Genomic DNA, 16,150 nt, shown 5'->3' with positions numbered 1-16,150 from the left:
CGTGATCTCCGCGATCCGTCAGAACATTTGCAGCGTGGCGTCGAACAGCTCGCCGGCGACTGCGATCACCTTCAGGTTGGCCTGGTACATCTGCTGGTACTGCAGCAGGCTGGCAGCCTCCTCGTCGCGGTTGACGCCGCTGGTGGACTTCCAGTTCTGCTCGGCCTGGTCACGCACCGTCTCGGCCGTCTTCAGCGCGGCCTTGTTCTGCGCGCTGCGGCTGCCCAGGTCGCCGAGCAGCTGCGAGCAGGCGTCGCGAAGCTGAACCGAGCCCAGCATCGACAGCGAGACGTTCTGGTTGGGCAGGCCGATCAGGGTCTGCAGAACGTCGCTGTTGCCGGGCTTGGTGGCGTCCGAAGAGAACGCGAGCTGGTCGGCGGTCAGCGCGCCATTGACCGCGATGCGGCCGGTGGCGGCATCGAACTGGAACAGCGGCTGCCCCGGGTTGCCCGAGAGATCGAAACCCGTGGCCAGCGTCGTGTTGACTGCCGAAGCGATCTGCGACGCGAGCGCGGCGACGGTGTCGGACAAGGGCACGAGCACCTTGCCGACGTACTCGCCGAGACCGGCGATCTGGCCGCCGAGCACGTCGTTGGCGACGGTGTAGTCCTGGTTGGCGAAGGACAGCGTCACGGCCGGGGGCGTGCCGTGGTCCATCGCCACCTCGGCGGCACGCCCGCCGACGACCAGCGGCATGCCGTTGCGCAGCGAGAGGCTGCTGCTGCCGTCGGACTGGGGCACGACCTGCACCGCGACCAGCGAAGACAGCGCGTCGATCTTGCGGTCGCGTTCGTCCAGCAGCGCCGAGGCGTTGCTGCCCGAGGCCTGGGCGGCGGCGATCTGCTTGTTCAGCGTCGCGATGCCGCCGGCCAGCGTCGTGACCTGCGAGGTCAGCGCCTGGCGCTGCTGCTCGATCGCCGAGCGCTGGTTGGCCAGCGTCTGCTGCAGGCTGACGAAACGCTGCGACAGCGCGTCGGCGGCACTCAGCACCTGCTGGCGCAGCGGCGTCGAGGTCGGCTCGACGCTGGCGGCGTTGAACGCGGCGAAGAGCTCGTCGATGCCGCCACCGATGCCGCCGGCCTCGTCGCCCATCACGCGCTCGAGCTGCGTCAGATAGGGCTGTGCCGACTCGCGCCGGCCGAGTTCGGAGGCCGCCTGCCAGAGCTGCAGGTTCTTGTAGCCGTCGCTGAAGCGCTGCAGCGAGCTGACCTCGACGCCGTCGCCCGCCGAGACGCCGACACGCGTCGTGCCCAATGCCACCAGCAGCGTGCCCTGGCGGGTGTAGCCGTCGGTCATCGAGTTGGCGACGTTCTGGCCGATGGTGGCCAGCGCGATCTGCGTCGCCTGGGTGCCCGTGAGGGCGATGCTGATGAGGCTCATCGGGAGCTTTCGTTGTCGGCTCGGGCCGCACGGCCCTGTCCAGCAGCTTGGGCGACGGCCGGAGCCTGCGGCTTAAGCGGCTCGGGCGGCAGCACCTGGCGCAGCAGTGCGTCGGCGATGCCGAAGGCGCGGCTGCCGGCCATCGCATCGGCGACGGCGCGGTCGGCGACGTCCTGCATGTCGTCGTGGATGCGGCTGCGGTTCTCGTCGTCGGCCAGCTCGCGCAGACCGCTGCGCGCCTGCTTGAGCATCTGCGCGATCATGTAACCCTCGAACTGCACGGCCGCCCTTTCGGCGCGCGCGCGTGTCGCGGCGTCGATCGCCGGCGCCGGTGCCGGTTCGGGCAGCTCGGCGGCCAGGCCGCGGCGCAGCGGGTCGATGGCGTCCATCGTCGGCTCCTTCTTCAGATGACGACGAGTTCGCCGTCGATCGCGCCGGCTTCGTCGAGCGCCTGCAGAATGGCCATCACGTCGTCGGGCGTCGCGCCGGTGGCGTTGATGACGTCGACGATGGTCTGCAGGCTGGTCGACGGCGGCCAGCGGAACATGCGCCCGCCGCCCTGCTGGTCGACCTGGACGTCGCTGCGCGGCACGACGGCGGTCTGGCCGCCGCGCGAGAACGGCGTCGGCTGGCTGACCTGCGGCGTCTCGGAGATGACGACGCGCAGCGCGCCGTGCGAGACCGCCGCCGGCCGCACGCGCACGCCCTCGGCAATGACGACGGTGCCGGTGCGCGAGTTGAAGACCACCTTGGGCACCTCGGTGCCGGTGGCGATCGGCAGGCGGCCGAGCGCGGCGACGAAGGCCACGCGTTCGGTCGGATCCTGCGGCGCGGCGACCTCGACGGTGGTGCCGTCGCGCGTCGTCGCGGCGCCAGGCCAGCGCTGGTTGATCGCCTCGACGACCGAGGTCGCGGTCTCGAAGTTGGGCCGCTTCAGGCTCAGACGCACCGCGCCGCCGGCGTCGAAGTCGGTGTCGATCTCGCGTTCGACGGTCGCGCCGTTGGGCACGCGGCCCGAGGTCGGCGTGTTGACGGTGACGCTGGAGCCGCTGGCGCCGGCGGCACTGACGCCGCCGACGACGACGTTGCCCTGGGCCAGCGCGTAGACCTCGCCGTCGGCCGCACGCAGCGGCGTCAGCAGCAGCGTGCCGCCGCGCAGGCTCTTCGCGTCGCCCAGCGAGGACACGGTGATGTCGATCTGCTGGCCTTTGCGGTAGCCCGGCGGGAACACGGCGCTGACCATCACCGTGGCGACGTTCTTGGACTTGCTCTCGGTGCGCTCGGGCAGCTTGACGCCGAACTGCTTGAGCAGGTTGTTCACCGATTGGCCGGCGGCCTTGACCTGGGTGCTGTCACCCGAGCCGTTGAGGCCGACGACGATGCCGTAGCCGACGAGCTGGTTCTCGCGCACGCCCTCGACGTGCACCAGGCTGCGCAGCGGGCGCGTCGGCGCCTCCTGCGGCGCGCGCGCGGGCGCGGCGGCGGCGGCCGTGGCGGCCAGCGCCAGCAGCCAGGCGGCGGATCGGGCTCGGATCGTCATGGTCAGAACGGCATCCAGGGACTGTTGAAGAAGCGCGTCAGCCAGCCGGCGCTGTTGGCGTCGGCGAGCGTGCCGCGCCCGGAATAGACGATGCGCGCGTTGGCCACGCGCTGCGAGGAGACGCGGTTGTCGGTGTCGATGTCGCCGGCGCGCACGTAGCCGGCCAGGCGCACGAACTCCTCGCCCTGGTTCAGGTACAGCGACTTCTCGCCCGAGATGCGCAGCAGGCCGTTGGGCAGCACCTCGTGCACGACGACGGTGATCGAACCCGACAGCGCGTTCTGCTGGGTGCTCGTCGCGTTGCCCTTGAACGAACGGTCGGCGCCGAGTTCGATGCCGGTCTTCTGCGTCTTGCCGCCGATGACCAGCGGCGACACCGAGGCGCTGCTGTCCTTGCCGTACTGGGTGTTGGCGGTCTTGCTGGCCTGGGTCGTCTCGTCCAGGCCGACGGTCAGCACGTCGCCGACGCGGAAGGCGCGCGTGTCGCTGTGCAGCGTCCAGGCGGCGTCGGCAACGAAGACGCCGCCGGCCTGGCCGCGCGCGCGCACCGGAGCAGGCATCGGGTCGCCGGCCGGCACCAGCGGGGCCTGCGGCGGCGAGACGACGGCACAGCCGGCGAGCACGGCCGCGGCGAAGGCGACGGCGGCGGCTCTCATCGTGCCGCCTGCGCCAGCGTCTGCAGCATGTTGTCGGCCGCCGAGAGCACCTTGGTGTTCATCTCGTAGCTGCGCTGGGCGGCGATCATCTCGACCATCTCCTCGACGACCTGCACGTTGGAGGCCTCCAGCGCACCCTGCTTGAGCTTGCCCAGGCCATCGCTGCCGGGGGTGCCGACGGCCGGCGTGCCGCTGGCGGCGGTCTCGACGAACAGGTTCTCGCCGGTCGGGCGCAGCCCGGCCGGGTTGATGAAGCCGGCGATCTGCAGCTGGCCCAGCTCGCTGGGCGCGGTGGCGCCGGGCACGATGGCGCTGACGACGCCGCTTTCGCTGATCGTCACTTCCTTCGAGCCGTTGGGCACGGTGATCTCGGGCACGATGGCCAGGCCCTGCATCGTCACCAGGCGGCCTTCGGCGTTGACCTGCAGTTGCCCGGCGCGGGTGTAGGCGGTGTCGCCGTTGGCCTGCGCGACCTGCAGGAAGCCGCCGCCGACGATGGCCACGTCCAGCGCCTGGCCGGTGTTCTGCAGGTTGCCGGTGGTGAACACCTTCTGCGTGCCCAGCAGCCGGGTGCCGTTGCCCAGCATCGTGCCGGTCGGCGAGGTCGTGCCGTCGGTGCGCTGGGCGCCCGGGGTCTGCTCGACCTGGTAGAACAGGTCCTCGAACATGACGCGGTCGCGCTTGTAGCCGACGGTGTTGACGTTGGCGAGGTTGTTGGCGATCGCCTGCAGCTTGGCGTCCTGCGCCTGCACGCCGGTCTTGCTGATCCACATCGCGGGGTTCATCGGTTCGTCCTTTCCGGGGTCATTCGCGCACGAGGCGGTTGCCGGCCTGCACCATGTCGTCGGCGGCCTTGTAGAACTTCATCTGGATCTCGAAGTCGCGGTTCAGCGACAGCGTCGCGACCATCTCCTCGACCGCCGAGACGTTGCTGCCTTCGAGATGCCCGGCGCGCACGCTGGCGGTCTCGGAGGTCTCGAACGGGCGGCCGTCGCGTGCAACGAGCAGGCCGTCGGCGTTCTTCTTCAGCGCCGCCGCCTCGGGGGTGACGAGCTTGAGCCGGTCGACGACCTGCATCGCCGTCTCGCCGGCGGCCTGCACCATCACGCTGCCGTCGCTGCCGATGGCCACGCGCTCGTGCGGCGGCAGCACGATGGCGCCACCTTCGCCGAGCACGTCGCGGCCGTTGACCTGCAACGTGCCGTCGGCGCTCGGCTGCAGCGTGCCGGCGCGCGTGTAGGCCTCGCCGTCACCGGCGCGCAGCGCGAGATAACCGCCCTGCACCGCGACGTCGAGTTCACGTCCGGTCGCACGCAGCGTGCCGCTGCGTGTCGACACGACGGTGTCGGCGAGTTCGGTGACGTGGCGCGCGTCGTACCCGAAGCCCTGGACAGCACGCGAGTCGGCGGCCTCGAGGTCGGCGCGAAAGCCGTCGGTGCCGGCATTGGCGAGGTTGTTGGCATGGATCTGCTGCGAGCGCAGCGCACGTTCGGCGCCGCTCATCAGCGTGTAGATCAAGGCGTCCATGGCGTCGTGTCCGCCGCCGTCACAGCGCCTGCATCAGCGCCTGCATCATCTCGTTCTCGGCCGAGAGGACCTTGCTGTTGGCCTGGTAGTTGCGCTGCGAGGACATCAGCGAGACGAGTTCGCTGGTCATGTCGACGTTGGACGACTCGACGCGCCCGGTGCTCAGCGTGCCGGCCATGCCCTGGCCGGCGGCGAAGTACAGCGCGGCGCCGGTGGCGTCGTTGGCCACCCAGCTCGTGTCGCCGACGGCGGTCAGCGCCTGCTCGTTGGGCAGCGTGGCGATGGCCAGCGTCGCGACGGTCTGCGACTTGCCGTTGCTGTACTTGGCGATGACCTGCCCCTTGTTGTCGATCGAGGTGCCGACCAGCGTGCCCGAGGCGTAGCCGTCGGCCTCGTTCTTGGTCGTCGTCGAGTCGCCGGCCGAGCGCGAGCAGCCGGCGTAGTCGACGGCGATCGACAGCGGCTCGGCGCCGGTCGGCGTGCCCAGCGCCAGCGTCACCGGCGTGGTCGGCGTCAGCAGCTCGCCGACGGTGCCGAAGGACAGCGTCTGGGTGCCGCCGACGACCGCGCCGTCGAGCGTGTAGTGCACGTCCACCGTCGAGCCGGCGCCCTTGACGAAATACTGCGTCAGCGTGTGCTGGGCGCCCAGCGAGTCGTGCACGATCGTGACGTTGGAGCCGTTGAAGCTCAGCGAGTCGGTCGGGTCGAACGGCGTCACGGTCGGCGCGGCCCAGTCCGAGGACATGTTGCCGACGTAGCTGACCTTGGTCGATGCGGCGGCAGCGATCTGGCCGTTGGGCACCAGGATGTCGCCGATGGCGCCGAGCGCGCCGCCGTTGGTCGCGGCATAGCCTTGCGCACGGCGGCCGTTGGCGTCGAGCACGTAGCCCGACTTGTCGACGCTGAACATGCCGACACGCGTGAACACCGTCTGGCCGCTGCTGTCCTTGGAGGTGAAGAAGCCGCGGCCGGCCAGCGCGACGTCCATCGCGCCGCCGGTGGCGGTGGTGCTGCCGCCGTCGCCGATGCTCTGGCTGATCGAGCTGAGCTGGGCACCGACGGCCTCGCCGCCGGCGTAGACCGAGCTGTAGTTGGCGCGGCCGGACTTGTAGCCCAGCGTGCCGGCGTTGGCGATGTTGTTGCTGATGACGTCGAGGCCGGAGGTGACGGCGGCGATGCCGGAAAGGGCGATCGAGAAGCTCATGGCGGTGTCCTGGAAAGTCAGATGGCGGTGGCGGCGCTGCGGCCGGAGAAGGTCGTGACGGCGTCGGGATCGGTCTGGCCCACGCCCTGGACGTCGAGCACCAGCGTGCCGGCGGCCGAGAGGCGAACCGAGTTCAGCTTGCCCGTCACCTCGATGGCGGGCTTCTCGCCGCCGCTGGTGGCGACGGCGATCGTGTAGTGGCCGGCGGGCACGCCGGTCTTCGCGGGGTCGAGCTCGAAGGCCACCTCGCCGGCGGCCTGGCTGCCCAGATCGACGGTGTAGGTCTTGCCGCTGGCCGAGGTCAACAGCAGCCGCGTGCTGGCACTGGCGTTGCCGAGCTCGAAACGGCCGGAGACGGCGTTCTGGCCGTCCAGCACCACCTGCTCGGTGCTGACACCGACCTCGTGGCCGACGAGGCCGCCGAAGCCCAGCGCCTGCAGCCCGGTGATCAGGCCGGCGGTGGCGCCGCCCTGGGCCGCCAGCGCCTGCAGCGACTCCATCTGGCTGAGCTGGGTCAGCTGGGTGACGAACTGGCTCGCGTCGGTCGGCTCCAGCGGGTTCTGGTTGCGGATCTGCGCCACCAGCAGCGAAGTGAACATGTCCGAGCTGCCGCCGTTGGAGGCAACGGTGGAGGCCGAGGCCGCCTTGCCGGCGGCGGTCGTGGCGTCGGTGTACAGGCCGGCCATCGCGTCAGCCCTCCTTGCCCATGCGCAGCAGCGACTGCTGCATGCCGCGCACGCGCGTCATCACTTCGACGTTGGTCTCGAAGGCACGCGACGCGGCCATCATGTCGGTCATCTCGGCGACCGGGCTGACGTTCGGGTAATAGACCATGCCTTCCTCGTCGGCGAGCGGGTTGTCGGGTTCGTGGACCTTGCGCAGCGGCTCGGTGCTCTGCACCACGTCGAGCACCTGCACGCGCATGCCCTGGCCGTCGCCGCCGCGCGTGGCCAGCGCGGCGAACACCGGCTTGCGCGCGTGGTAGGCCTCGGCCTCGGTTCCGGCGGCCGACTGGGCGTTGGCCAGGTTGCTGGCGATGGTGTTCAGGCGCACCGTCTGCGCCGCCATCGCCGAGCCGGCGATCTCGCTGATCTGGCGAAAGCTCATCACTGCCCCTCGATGGCCTTCGCAAGGCCACGCAGTTTCATGTTCACGAACGTCAGGCTGGTCTGGAAGTCCGAGACGTTCTGCGAGAACGCGGCCTGCTCGACGCCCAGCTCGACGGTGTTGCCGTCCAGGCGCGCGTGGAAGGGAACGCGCCATTGCAGCGCGCCGTCGGTGTCTAATGCCGGGCCGCCGTCCTCGTCCGTGACCTGCGAGAGCGCCTGCGCGAAGTCGACGTCGCGCGCCTGGTAGCCCGGTGTGCTCTCGTTGGCGATGTTCGAGGCCAGGACCTCGGTGCGCCGGGCCCGCAGGGCCAGCGCCTGCGGGTGCACCCCGAGCGCCTTCGTGAAATCGATTGCCATGCATGTCCTCCGCTTGACGAATACGTTGTTGATCGGTGCCGCGCTCGCTGCGGCAGCGCAGGCCGCGCCTTCGGGCGAGGCGCAGGTGACGGCAGCGGCGCGCAAGCTGCTGCTCGAGCAGGCCGAGCGCGCCGGCTGGCGCGCCCCCCAGGTGCAGGTCGAGGCGCGGCCGGCGACGGCCAGCCGCGCCCCGGCCTGCGCCCATCCCGAGGCGCGCGCGCTGGACACGCGCTCGCCTTCGCGCATGCGCTTCGAGCTGTCATGCCCCGAGTCGGACGCGCCGGGCCAGGTGTTCCTCGTGCGCGCCAAGCTCAGCGCCGAGCTGCCGGTGGCGGCACTGCCGCTGCCCGCGGGGCACGTGCTGACGGCCGACGACGTCGCCGTCGAACGCCGCGAGATCACGCCGGGGGCCGAACTCTTCGCCGACGCCGAGGAAGCCGTCGGCCGCGCCGCCCAGCGCTCGCTGGCCGCCGGCCAGGTGCTCGGCCCGCGGCTGCTGATCGAGCCGCTGCTGGTGCGCCGGGGCGACACGGTGCAGATCCACGCCCGGCGCGAAGCGGTCGAGGTCGTCGTGCCCGGGCAGGCGCTGGACGCCGGCCGGCGCGGACAGACGATCCGCGTGCGCAACGTCGCCAACGGCACGGTGATCCGCGCGCGTGTCGTCGAGCCGGGGCGGGTGGAGCCGGAAACCATGCTGTCCTCGCCCCGTTAAGGCCGCGGCAGGCTGCGCACGACGGCCTGCAGCTTGTCGGCGTAGCGCGGGTCGGTGGCGTAGCCGCCCTGCACCAGGCCGGCGGCGTAGGCGGCAACGTCGGCGCCAGTGCCCTGCACGGCGCGGTAGCGCGGGCTCTGCAGCAAGCGCGTGACGTCGCGGAACGACTCGGCCGCGCTGTCGTAGCGACGGAAGCTCTCGACCGTGGCGTAGGCGCCCTGCGCGCTGACCTCGGTGGTCGCCGCGGCGATGCGGGCGCCGCCGTAGCCGGCGCCAGCCTTGATGCCGAAGAGGTTGTGGCTGTCGCTGCCGTCGGCCGCACGCAGCGGCCGCTGGCCCCAGCCGGACTCCAGCGCCGCCTGTGCGGTCAGGATCTCGGGCGCGACACCCAGGCGCGCACCGGCTTCACGCGCCAGCGGCGCAACCTGCTCGACGAAAAGCCGGCGCTGCTCGGCATCGGCGCCGTCATCGGTCTTGCCGGCGTCGCCGCCGGTGCGCTGCAGCAGCGCACGCGCCTCGGCGCTCAGCGTGGTCGCGGCGCCGCCGGCCATCGGGTCGAGGCCGGCGTCTTCGCCATCGCGCACGTAACGCACGATCTCCTCGTGCAGCGTGCGGAACTCGGCCGACGGCGCGGCATCGCCCGCCGGCGCGATGCCTTGCGGGACGGGCGGGATGGCCGGCGAGGCGAAGATGGCTTCAGGCCGGAGCATAGGTGTCGGACTCCCCGCCGTTGAGCTGAATCAGACGCGCGTGCTGCCCCATCAGCAGCTCGCAGTTGCGGGTGTTCCTGCGGCGGCACTGCTGCAGCCGCGTCTCCAGCGTGCGCCAGGCCTGCAGCGCGGCTTCGCGCGTGGCCGGCGGAAGCACCTCGAGCAGGCGCTCGACCGGCCGGGGAGGCTCGCCGGCGCCCAGTGCAGCCGCCAGCTCCACACGTTCCGCTCGCCGCAGGTCCAGATCGGCGACCAGCGTCTCGATGCGCGCGCCCAGCGCCTGCAGCGTCTTGGCGTCGTGCGCCAGCAGTGCATGGAACTGCTGTTCCAGCAGCTCCTCGAGCCCGGCATAGGCCGCCAGGTCGGCGCTGATGCCGGCCAGAAGGCGGCGGTAGGCGTCGCGACGGTTCACCCGCGCCCCCCGTGGTAGCGCAGGATCAGGCCGGCGAGCTTGGACGGATCGAAGCCGATCTCGCCACGCGCGATCGCGTCGCGCAGTTCGGCAACCCTCGCCTCGTCGACCTCGGGCATCGACGCCAGCGCCGCGGCAGCGGGCTTGAGCACGGCGGACTCCAGCGCCGCCCCCGGGGCGACGACGGCAGCGGCGGCGGCGGTCGCCGCGCTGGTGCTCTCGACACGTTCGCCGGCGGTGGGGGCGGTGGTGGCGGCCACCGGGCCTGCGCCGTTGCTGACGATCCTCATGGTGCTTCCTCTCGTTCTGGTTCTCATCGCCTGGGTCCGGTTCAGCGCGCGCCCAGGCGCGCCGGCAGCAGCTGGCGCAGCAGCGAACTCTCGGCGGCGCCGCCGGCGGCGTCCGAGCCTTCGGTCAGCGGCACGCGCGAGACCGGCGCGCCGAACATCGTTTCGATCGCGCGCGCCTGGGCGCTGGTCAGCAGCAGCATCTCGATGCGGCGGTTGACCGCGGCACGCGGCTCCTCGGGCTCCAGCGGCGCGCTGTCGGCCATGCCGACGACCTGCAGCACACTGCGGTCGGGCATGCCGCCGACACGCAGCCAGGTGCGCGCGGCCATCGCGCGGCCGCTGGACAGGCCCCAGTTGGACAGCGCGCCCAGGCCGTCGCCGGCATAGGGCACGGCGTCGGTGTGGCCGATGATCAGCAGTTGGTTGTCCAGCTGCGCGAACAGCGGCCCCATGTCGCGCAGCAGCTGCTGCAGCCGCGCGCCGGGGCGTGCGCTGCCGAGTTCGAACAGCCCCTGGCGGTCGGTGTCGTGCAGCAGGATGCGCAGGCCGGCCGGCGTGACGACGCTCTGCAGGTTGTTCGACAGCCCGGCCTTCTCGCCGAGCCTGGCCAGCGTCTGCTGCAGCTCGCGCAGGTCCTCGGGCGACTCCAGCCGGCGCTTGCCGATCAGCGGCTCCTGCTCGCCCGGCTCCTCGCTGCGGCGCTCGGCACTGCTCTGCCAGGGCACCGGCGTGCGGTCGATCAGGCTGCCCGAGGGCCGGTCGCCGATGCCCACCGGGCGCGCGCCGGCACCGTCGGCCAGCAGGCCGGCGCCGCTGGCGCGCAGCGCGTCCTCGGCCTTCTCCTTGTCGCGCGCGGCCAGCAGCCAGAGCACCAGGAACAGGCACAGCAGCGCCAGGCAGAAGTCGGCGAACGCGACCTTCCAGGCACCGCCGTGGCCGCCTTCGTGGCCCTTGCGCGAGGCACGCTTGACGATGGTCTCGCCGTGGCCGCCGCCCTTGGCGGCCACGGCGTCAGGCTTGCTGGGCACGCTTGTCCCCCGCACGGCGTTGCGGCACGGCGCCGGGGTCGCCGGCGTCCTGCATCTTGTCGATCCAGCCTTCCAGGCGCGCGAAGCTGGGCTTGGCGTTGAGCTGCACCAGGCGGCGGCCGGCGTCGATGGCCAGCAGCGGCGGCTTGCCCGAGACGTGCGTCACCAGCACCACCTTCACCGACTCCAGCGCGCTCAGCTCCTCGTCGACCAGCTGCTTCATCATGTTGCTGATCGGGTCGAGCACGCCGTAGCAGAAGAAGATGCCGATGAAGGTGCCGACCATCGCCGAGGCCACGCGCACCGCGATCTCGCCGGTGGAGGCGCCGTCGGCGACGACGTTCATCGCCATCACGATGCCCAGCACCGCGGCCAGGATGCCGAAGCCCGGCATCGCCTCGCCGATCTTGGCCAGCGAGCGCGCCGGCTGCGACATCTCCTCGTGGATCGCCTCGAGCTCCTGGTCGAGCACGCCCTCGAGCTCGTGGGCGTTGATCTTGCCCATCGCCATCAGGCGGAAGTTGTCGACGATGAAGTGCAGCAGCTTGGGCTCGTGCAGCACCAGCGGGTAGCGCTTGAAGAGCTCGCTCTCGTGCGGCGCCTCGACGTGCGCGTCCAGCGCTTTCAGGCCGCCGGCGGCGGTCTGCAGCAGCTCGTACATCAGCAACAGCAGCTGGCGGTGGAACTCGTCGCCCTGCTTCTTGCGCAGCATGACCTTGCGCAGCTGCAGCCACATCTCGGCCAGCACGTGGCGCTGGTTGCCCAGCACGATCGCGCCGACGCCGGCGCCGACGATGATCAGCAGTTCCACCGGCTGCCAGATGACCTCGAAGCGCCCGCCGTGCAGCATGAAGCCGCCGAACACGCAGCCGAGGATGATGATGACGCCGACGATCGATTGCATGGCGGTCTTTCGTTGTCAGGCGCCCTGCAGGAAGACCTTCATCTTCCGCAGCGCCCCCTTGTTGATCTGGCAGACGCGCGCCTCGGTCAGGCCGAGCACCGCGGCGATCTCGCGCAGGCCGAGGTCGAACTCGTAATAGAGCTGCACGACCCGCTGCTCGCGCTCGTCCAGGCTGCGCAGCGCCTGCTCCAGACTGCGCCGCGCGACGTAGGCGTCCTCGGGCGAGCGCTGGTCCGACGGGATCTCGGCCATCTCGGCGACGAGCTCGTCGAAGCTCGCCAGTTCCTCGGCGTTCTCGTCGCGCTGCACCTCCTGCAGCGCCTGCAGCGTCAGCCCCAGCGCCGCGGCGACCTCGCTGTCGCTGGGCTCGCGGCCCAGGCGGCGGCGCAGCTCGCGCACGCCGTCGCGCACGCGGTGGCTCTCCTGGCGCACGCTGCGCGGGCGCCAGTCCTGGCGGCGCAGCTCGTCGAGCACGGCGCCGCGCACGCGCGCCGCGGCGAAGGCCGGGAAACGCTCGTCGGGCGGGCCGTAGCGGCGCAGCGCCTCCAGCAGGCCCATCAGGCCGACCTGCTCCATGTCCTCGCGGCCCATCACGCCGCCGACCTGGGCGTGCAACTGGCGCACCACGCGCTTGACGATGGCCGCGTGCGCCAGCAGCAGGCGCTGCTCGTCGAGCGCGCCGGCGGCCACGGGCGGCTCGCCGTACGCGTCGTAGCGGAGTTGGGGCAGCGCGCTCATTCGATGATCAGCTTGGCGATCAGCGCCTCGTCGAACGGCGGCTCGGCCTGCTCGGCGGCGTAGCTCTTGCGGAAGGCGTCGTTGATCTCGCGCGTGAAGTCCTCGACGCCGAGCTTGTTGGCGCTCTCCAGGGTGTGTGCCGACATCGCCTTGACGACGATGGTGCGCAGCAGCGGCAGGTGGTCCTTGGTCTCGCGCTCCTTCTTCACCGGGGTCTTGAACACCAGGTCGAGCGCGAGGTAGTGGTTGCCACCGTTGTCGGGGCGCAGCATCACGATGGTCTTGTCCAGCGTGACGTAGCGGTACTCGACGTCGTGGCGCGGCGCGGGCGCGGCAGTGCCGTCGGCCGCGGCCGGGGCCTGGCGCGAGTGCCACCACCAGGCGCCGCCGGCGGCGGCGATGAGCACGGTGCCGGCTGCGGCCAGCGCGATGACGAGAGACTTCTTCATGCGGCGGTCCGGGTCGGGAAGGTGAACGGGATGTCGTCTTCGCTGCCGGCTTCGGCCAGCGCACGGCCGACCTCGGCCTCGGCCTCGGCCTGCTCGCGCCTGCCGCGGCCGTCGGCGTCGGCGCCGTGGCGCGCGACCTCGACACTCGCCTCGGCACCCTGCCGCTGGGCAAGCTCCTGGCGCAGCGGCTCGCCAAGCTGCTGCAGCTGGCGCTGCACGTCGGGGTGGCTGGCGCTCAGCTGCACGTGCACGACGCCGGCCTCGCGGCGCACGACGATCTCGATCGAACCGAGTTCGGGCGGATCGAGGCGGATCGTCGCCTGCTCGACACCCTGGCCGAGCTGCAACCGCAGGCGGTCACCGAGAGCCTGCACCAGCGGCTGGTTCCAGGCGTCGCGCGCAGCGGGCAACTTCAGCGCCGGGGCGGCGTCGGCAGCGGGCGGCGTTCGGACAGAAGGCGGCAACTCGGCCGCGGCACTGGCAGCCGGGGCCAGATCGTCGGCGGGCGCGAGCTCGGCCGCCAGCGCAGCCGGGACCGCGCGCACGGCTTCGGGCACCTGGGCCTCCGTCTGCGCCGCGGGCACCGCGACCTCGGCCGGGGTCGCCGGTTGAGCAGGCGTCGCCACGGCGGAGGACAAGGGCAGCGGCGCAGGCAGCACCGGCACGGGTGCAGTCGCGACGCCAGCGGTGCCGAGCGGCGGACTGCCGTCGGCATCGATCGTGGCGGCCGGCTGTCCCCCAGCGGCGACGGATGCCGCCTCGGGCGTCTGCACCGCGCGCCACAGTGTCGCCAGCACATCGACCTGCAGCGCGCCGGTCCATTCGGCCGGATCGTCGGTCGGGGCTGGATCGTCGGCGGCGGCCCCGGCACCCTCGGTCCGGGCCAGCGTGTCCACCGTGGCCGGCGCCAGCAGCGCCGCGGCGAGCGCGGCTTCGTTCCAGGCCGGAGGCGGCACGGGGGCCGCAGGGGCGGGAGTCGCGGGCGTTGGCGTGGCGGCCGGAAGCACCGCCGTGACCGATGCGGCGCGCGCCGGAACGGATGACAGCGCGTCGGAGATCATGCCTCCTCCCCGGCGTCGAGTGCGGCGTAGCCGCGCGCGGCGTCGCGCCGGCGGGCGACTTCGAGCAGGCGTTGCCCGGCAGCGGCGGTGGCCTCGGCGCAACGGCGCTGCGCGTGGGCATGGGCGGCGCGCAACCTGGACAGCGCGGCGGCGTCGCCCACCCCTGCGGCCGGGCGGCCGCGCAGCAGCGCCGCGGTGGCGGCGTCGGCCGCGGCCAGCGCGTCCCAGTCGCCGCATTCGGCACACTGGCGCAGCGAGGCGCTCAGGCGGTCCATCGCCTGCGCCTCAACCATGGCGCGCCTGCAGGCCTTGCCAGCCGTTGCGCAGCGTCTGCAGCAGCGCCACGACCTCGTCGACGTGGCGCGGCTCCAGCTGCTGCCCGGCCTTGTAGAGCTGGCGGGCACAGAAGTCGTACAGGCGCTCGAGGTTCTGCACCAGTTCGCCGCCCTGCTCCAGGTCGAGCGCGCTGGACAGTCCGTTGAGGATCGCGACGCACTTCTCCAGGCTCTGGGCCTTGGCCTCGTAGCGGCGCGCGACGATGTGGGCGCGCGCGCGCGCCAGCTCCTCGATCAGGCCGTCGGTGAGGATCAGCACGAGTTGCACCGGCGAGGCCTGCGCGGTGCGGGCCCCGAGGTCGACGGCGTGGTAGCTGTGGTAGGCGTCTTGGATCACGGGTGGGTTCCGGATGGGCGATAGGTCAACTGGTGGCCACGCTGGAGAACAGGCTGCTGGTGCTGCTCATCGAGTTCTGCAGCTCCTGCAGCTTGGTGAACTGCTTCAGGTAGACCTGGTACAGGCTCTCGTAGCGCGTATCGAGCGCTTCCTGGCGCTTGGTGATGCTCTTCTGCGTGCGATCGACCGAGGCCATGCGGTTGGCGATCTGGCCGTCGGCGGACTTCCAGCTGCGCGTGAGTTCGGCCAGGCTGCCGAGCAGGCCGCTGGTGGAGCCGGTGCGGGCGCTGCCGAACACCGTTGCCAGCCCCTCGGGCTTGGCCTTCAACGCCGTTTCGAGCTTGCTCTGGTCCAGCGACATCTGGCCGTCGCGGCCGATCGAGACGCCGTAGTCGGCCAGGCGCACGCCGTCGACGGTCTGGCGCAGCAGAGTGCCCAGGCGGCTCTTCAGCGCCAGCACGCCGGAGTCGCTGGCGAAGGGCCCGGCGGCCGTGCCGCTGCTGGTGGCATTGGCCGTCATGCCGTCGAGCAGGTTCTCGAGCGTGTTGTAGGCGCTGATGAAGCTCTTGACGTTCTCGGCCGTGGCGGCGAGGTCGTCGGCGACGGTCAGCGTGACCGGCTTGTCGCCGCTGGCCATCGCCTTGGTGAGGTTGACGGTGACGCCGGTGATGCCGGTGAAACTGTTGCTCGCCTGCTCGATCTTCACGCCGCTGCCCTGCTCGCCGAGCCAGAGCACGGCGTCACGGCCCTGAACGAGCAGCTTCTCGGTGGACAGCGCGCCGGCCAGTGCGCCGTCGGTGACGCTGGAGGCATCCAGCGAGATCGCGCCGGCGGCACCCGTCTCGGCGGCGGTCAGCACGAGCCGGTTCTGGCCGTTGACGTTCAGCACGCTGGCGACGATGCGGCCGGCATTGGCGCCGCCGGTATTGATCGCACGCGCGATCTCGCTGGCCGTGACCTGGCCGTCGCCGTCGCTGTCGGCGGCGGAGAGATCGACGCCGAAGCTGCTGCCGCCGATCGACAGCGACAGCGTGCCGGCGCCGGCGGCGCTGACGTCGGGCAGCGCGGCGAAGCTGGTCTGGTGCTTGGTGGCGACCTGCTCGACGAAGAACGAGTACGAGCCGGTGGCGGCCTTGCTCGTCGCCGTCGCGCTGGCGTGGCTGGTGTTGTCGAAGCTCGCCGCCAGCGTCTTCACGCCCTTGGACGAGGACAGCGAGGACAGCGCCGATTCGAAGGTCGTCAGCGCCGTGCGCAGCTTGGACAGCGCGCTGGAGGTGGTCTGAGCGGCCGTGCTCTGCGTCGACAGCAGCTTGTAGGCGTTCTGCGTGTAGGCGGTGGCCAGCTGCGTGGCCATCGAGGACGGGTCGAAGGAGGTGGTCATGGTCGGGCTCCCGGGGCGTC

The 16,150-nt window shown here is 71.7% G+C and carries 22 protein-coding genes; 1 reads left to right on the top strand and 21 read right to left on the bottom strand.

Annotation, left to right across the window (positions count from 1 at the left end; all coding sequences use genetic code 11):
* Positions 1-18 precede the first annotated feature (18 nt).
* Genes flgK through flgB form a run of 10 tightly spaced genes read right to left on the bottom strand, consistent with a single transcriptional unit; the run spans position 19 to position 7,773 of the window.
* Positions 19-1,380, bottom strand: coding sequence for a flagellar hook-associated protein FlgK (flgK, locus tag G5B56_RS14545; protein WP_164963683.1), 1,362 nt, complete (start codon positions 1,378-1,380; stop codon positions 19-21).
* The gene (locus tag G5B56_RS14540; RefSeq protein ID WP_164963682.1) at positions 1,377-1,769 is read right to left on the bottom strand and encodes a flagellar biosynthesis protein FlgJ; all 393 of its coding nucleotides are present in this window, start codon (positions 1,767-1,769) and stop codon (positions 1,377-1,379) included. The genes flgK and G5B56_RS14540 overlap by 4 nt, the downstream gene beginning before the upstream one ends.
* 14 nt (positions 1,770-1,783) lie before the next feature.
* Positions 1,784-2,920, bottom strand: coding sequence for a flagellar basal body P-ring protein FlgI (locus tag G5B56_RS14535; RefSeq protein ID WP_164963681.1), 1,137 nt, complete (start codon positions 2,918-2,920; stop codon positions 1,784-1,786).
* 2 nt (positions 2,921-2,922) lie between these two features.
* Positions 2,923-3,576, bottom strand: a complete 654-nt coding sequence (gene flgH / locus G5B56_RS14530) for a flagellar basal body L-ring protein FlgH (protein ID WP_164963680.1) — start codon at positions 3,574-3,576, stop codon at positions 2,923-2,925.
* Positions 3,573-4,361 (bottom strand): flagellar basal-body rod protein FlgG, encoded by a 789-nt coding sequence (gene flgG, locus G5B56_RS14525; protein ID WP_206023529.1) that lies wholly within the window; start codon positions 4,359-4,361, stop codon positions 3,573-3,575. Before flgG ends, flgH begins: the two co-directional genes overlap by 4 nt.
* A 19-nt stretch (positions 4,362-4,380) precedes the next feature.
* Complete coding sequence (locus tag G5B56_RS14520; RefSeq protein ID WP_164963679.1) at positions 4,381-5,103, bottom strand: flagellar basal body rod protein FlgF; 723 nt, start codon at positions 5,101-5,103, stop codon at positions 4,381-4,383.
* 19 nt (positions 5,104-5,122) lie between these two features.
* Positions 5,123-6,307 (bottom strand): flagellar hook protein FlgE, encoded by a 1,185-nt coding sequence (locus G5B56_RS14515; RefSeq protein WP_164963678.1) that lies wholly within the window; start codon positions 6,305-6,307, stop codon positions 5,123-5,125.
* A gap of 17 nt (positions 6,308-6,324) precedes the next feature.
* On the bottom strand, positions 6,325-6,993 hold the full coding sequence (locus G5B56_RS14510) for a flagellar hook capping FlgD N-terminal domain-containing protein (protein ID WP_164963677.1): 669 nt from the start codon (positions 6,991-6,993) through the stop codon (positions 6,325-6,327).
* A gap of 4 nt (positions 6,994-6,997) precedes the next feature.
* Positions 6,998-7,414, bottom strand: coding sequence for a flagellar basal body rod protein FlgC (gene flgC, locus G5B56_RS14505; RefSeq protein WP_164963676.1), 417 nt, complete (start codon positions 7,412-7,414; stop codon positions 6,998-7,000).
* Entirely contained in the window at positions 7,414-7,773 is a 360-nt protein-coding gene (flgB, locus tag G5B56_RS14500) for a flagellar basal body rod protein FlgB (protein ID WP_164963675.1), read from the bottom strand. Before flgB ends, flgC begins: the two co-directional genes overlap by 1 nt.
* Positions 7,774-7,798: 25 nt before the next feature.
* Between flgB and flgA the strand changes: the two genes are divergently transcribed.
* Entirely contained in the window at positions 7,799-8,485 is a 687-nt protein-coding gene (gene flgA, locus G5B56_RS14495) for a flagellar basal body P-ring formation chaperone FlgA (protein WP_164963674.1), read from the top strand.
* Here the strand turns inward: flgA and G5B56_RS14490 are convergent.
* From G5B56_RS14490 to fliD, 11 genes are all read right to left on the bottom strand, one after another.
* On the bottom strand, positions 8,482-9,195 hold the full coding sequence (locus G5B56_RS14490) for a glycoside hydrolase family 73 protein (protein ID WP_164963673.1): 714 nt from the start codon (positions 9,193-9,195) through the stop codon (positions 8,482-8,484). The two genes, flgA and G5B56_RS14490, sit on opposite strands and share 4 nt — an antisense overlap.
* On the bottom strand, positions 9,182-9,607 hold the full coding sequence (gene flgN, locus G5B56_RS14485; protein WP_164963672.1) for a flagellar protein FlgN: 426 nt from the start codon (positions 9,605-9,607) through the stop codon (positions 9,182-9,184). The genes G5B56_RS14490 and flgN overlap by 14 nt, the downstream gene beginning before the upstream one ends.
* Complete coding sequence (gene flgM, locus G5B56_RS14480) at positions 9,604-9,897, bottom strand: flagellar biosynthesis anti-sigma factor FlgM (protein ID WP_164963671.1); 294 nt, start codon at positions 9,895-9,897, stop codon at positions 9,604-9,606. The genes flgN and flgM overlap by 4 nt, the downstream gene beginning before the upstream one ends.
* 41 nt (positions 9,898-9,938) lie before the next feature.
* Positions 9,939-10,925 (bottom strand): flagellar motor protein MotB, encoded by a 987-nt coding sequence (locus tag G5B56_RS14475; protein WP_164963670.1) that lies wholly within the window; start codon positions 10,923-10,925, stop codon positions 9,939-9,941.
* Entirely contained in the window at positions 10,909-11,829 is a 921-nt protein-coding gene (gene motA, locus G5B56_RS14470; protein WP_164963669.1) for a flagellar motor stator protein MotA, read from the bottom strand. Before motA ends, G5B56_RS14475 begins: the two co-directional genes overlap by 17 nt.
* A gap of 15 nt (positions 11,830-11,844) precedes the next feature.
* On the bottom strand, positions 11,845-12,567 hold the full coding sequence (fliA, locus tag G5B56_RS14465) for an RNA polymerase sigma factor FliA (protein ID WP_164963668.1): 723 nt from the start codon (positions 12,565-12,567) through the stop codon (positions 11,845-11,847).
* Entirely contained in the window at positions 12,564-13,016 is a 453-nt protein-coding gene (locus G5B56_RS14460) for a flagellar basal body-associated FliL family protein (RefSeq protein ID WP_164963667.1), read from the bottom strand. The genes fliA and G5B56_RS14460 overlap by 4 nt, the downstream gene beginning before the upstream one ends.
* A complete protein-coding gene (locus tag G5B56_RS14455) occupies positions 13,013-13,972 on the bottom strand; it encodes a flagellar hook-length control protein FliK (protein ID WP_164963666.1) in 960 nt (319 codons plus the stop codon). The genes G5B56_RS14460 and G5B56_RS14455 overlap by 4 nt, the downstream gene beginning before the upstream one ends.
* Before the next feature lie 101 nt (positions 13,973-14,073).
* Positions 14,074-14,352 carry a hypothetical protein gene (locus tag G5B56_RS14450; protein WP_164963665.1) on the bottom strand — a complete coding sequence of 93 codons (279 nt, stop codon included), beginning with the start codon at positions 14,350-14,352 and terminating at the stop codon, positions 14,074-14,076.
* A gap of 10 nt (positions 14,353-14,362) precedes the next feature.
* The gene (gene fliS, locus G5B56_RS14445; protein ID WP_164963664.1) at positions 14,363-14,749 is read right to left on the bottom strand and encodes a flagellar export chaperone FliS; all 387 of its coding nucleotides are present in this window, start codon (positions 14,747-14,749) and stop codon (positions 14,363-14,365) included.
* A gap of 25 nt (positions 14,750-14,774) precedes the next feature.
* Positions 14,775-16,130, bottom strand: a complete 1,356-nt coding sequence (gene fliD / locus G5B56_RS14440; protein WP_164963663.1) for a flagellar filament capping protein FliD — start codon at positions 16,128-16,130, stop codon at positions 14,775-14,777.
* Between the last annotated feature and the right edge of the window lie 20 nt (positions 16,131-16,150).

This window comes from Rubrivivax sp. JA1026 (genome assembly GCF_011065555.1).
In the GTDB taxonomy this organism is placed as follows: Bacteria; Pseudomonadota; Gammaproteobacteria; order Burkholderiales; family Burkholderiaceae_C; genus Rubrivivax; species Rubrivivax benzoatilyticus.
Note: the sequence above shows the minus strand (reverse complement) of the source record. Positions and strands in the feature narration are given on the sequence as shown.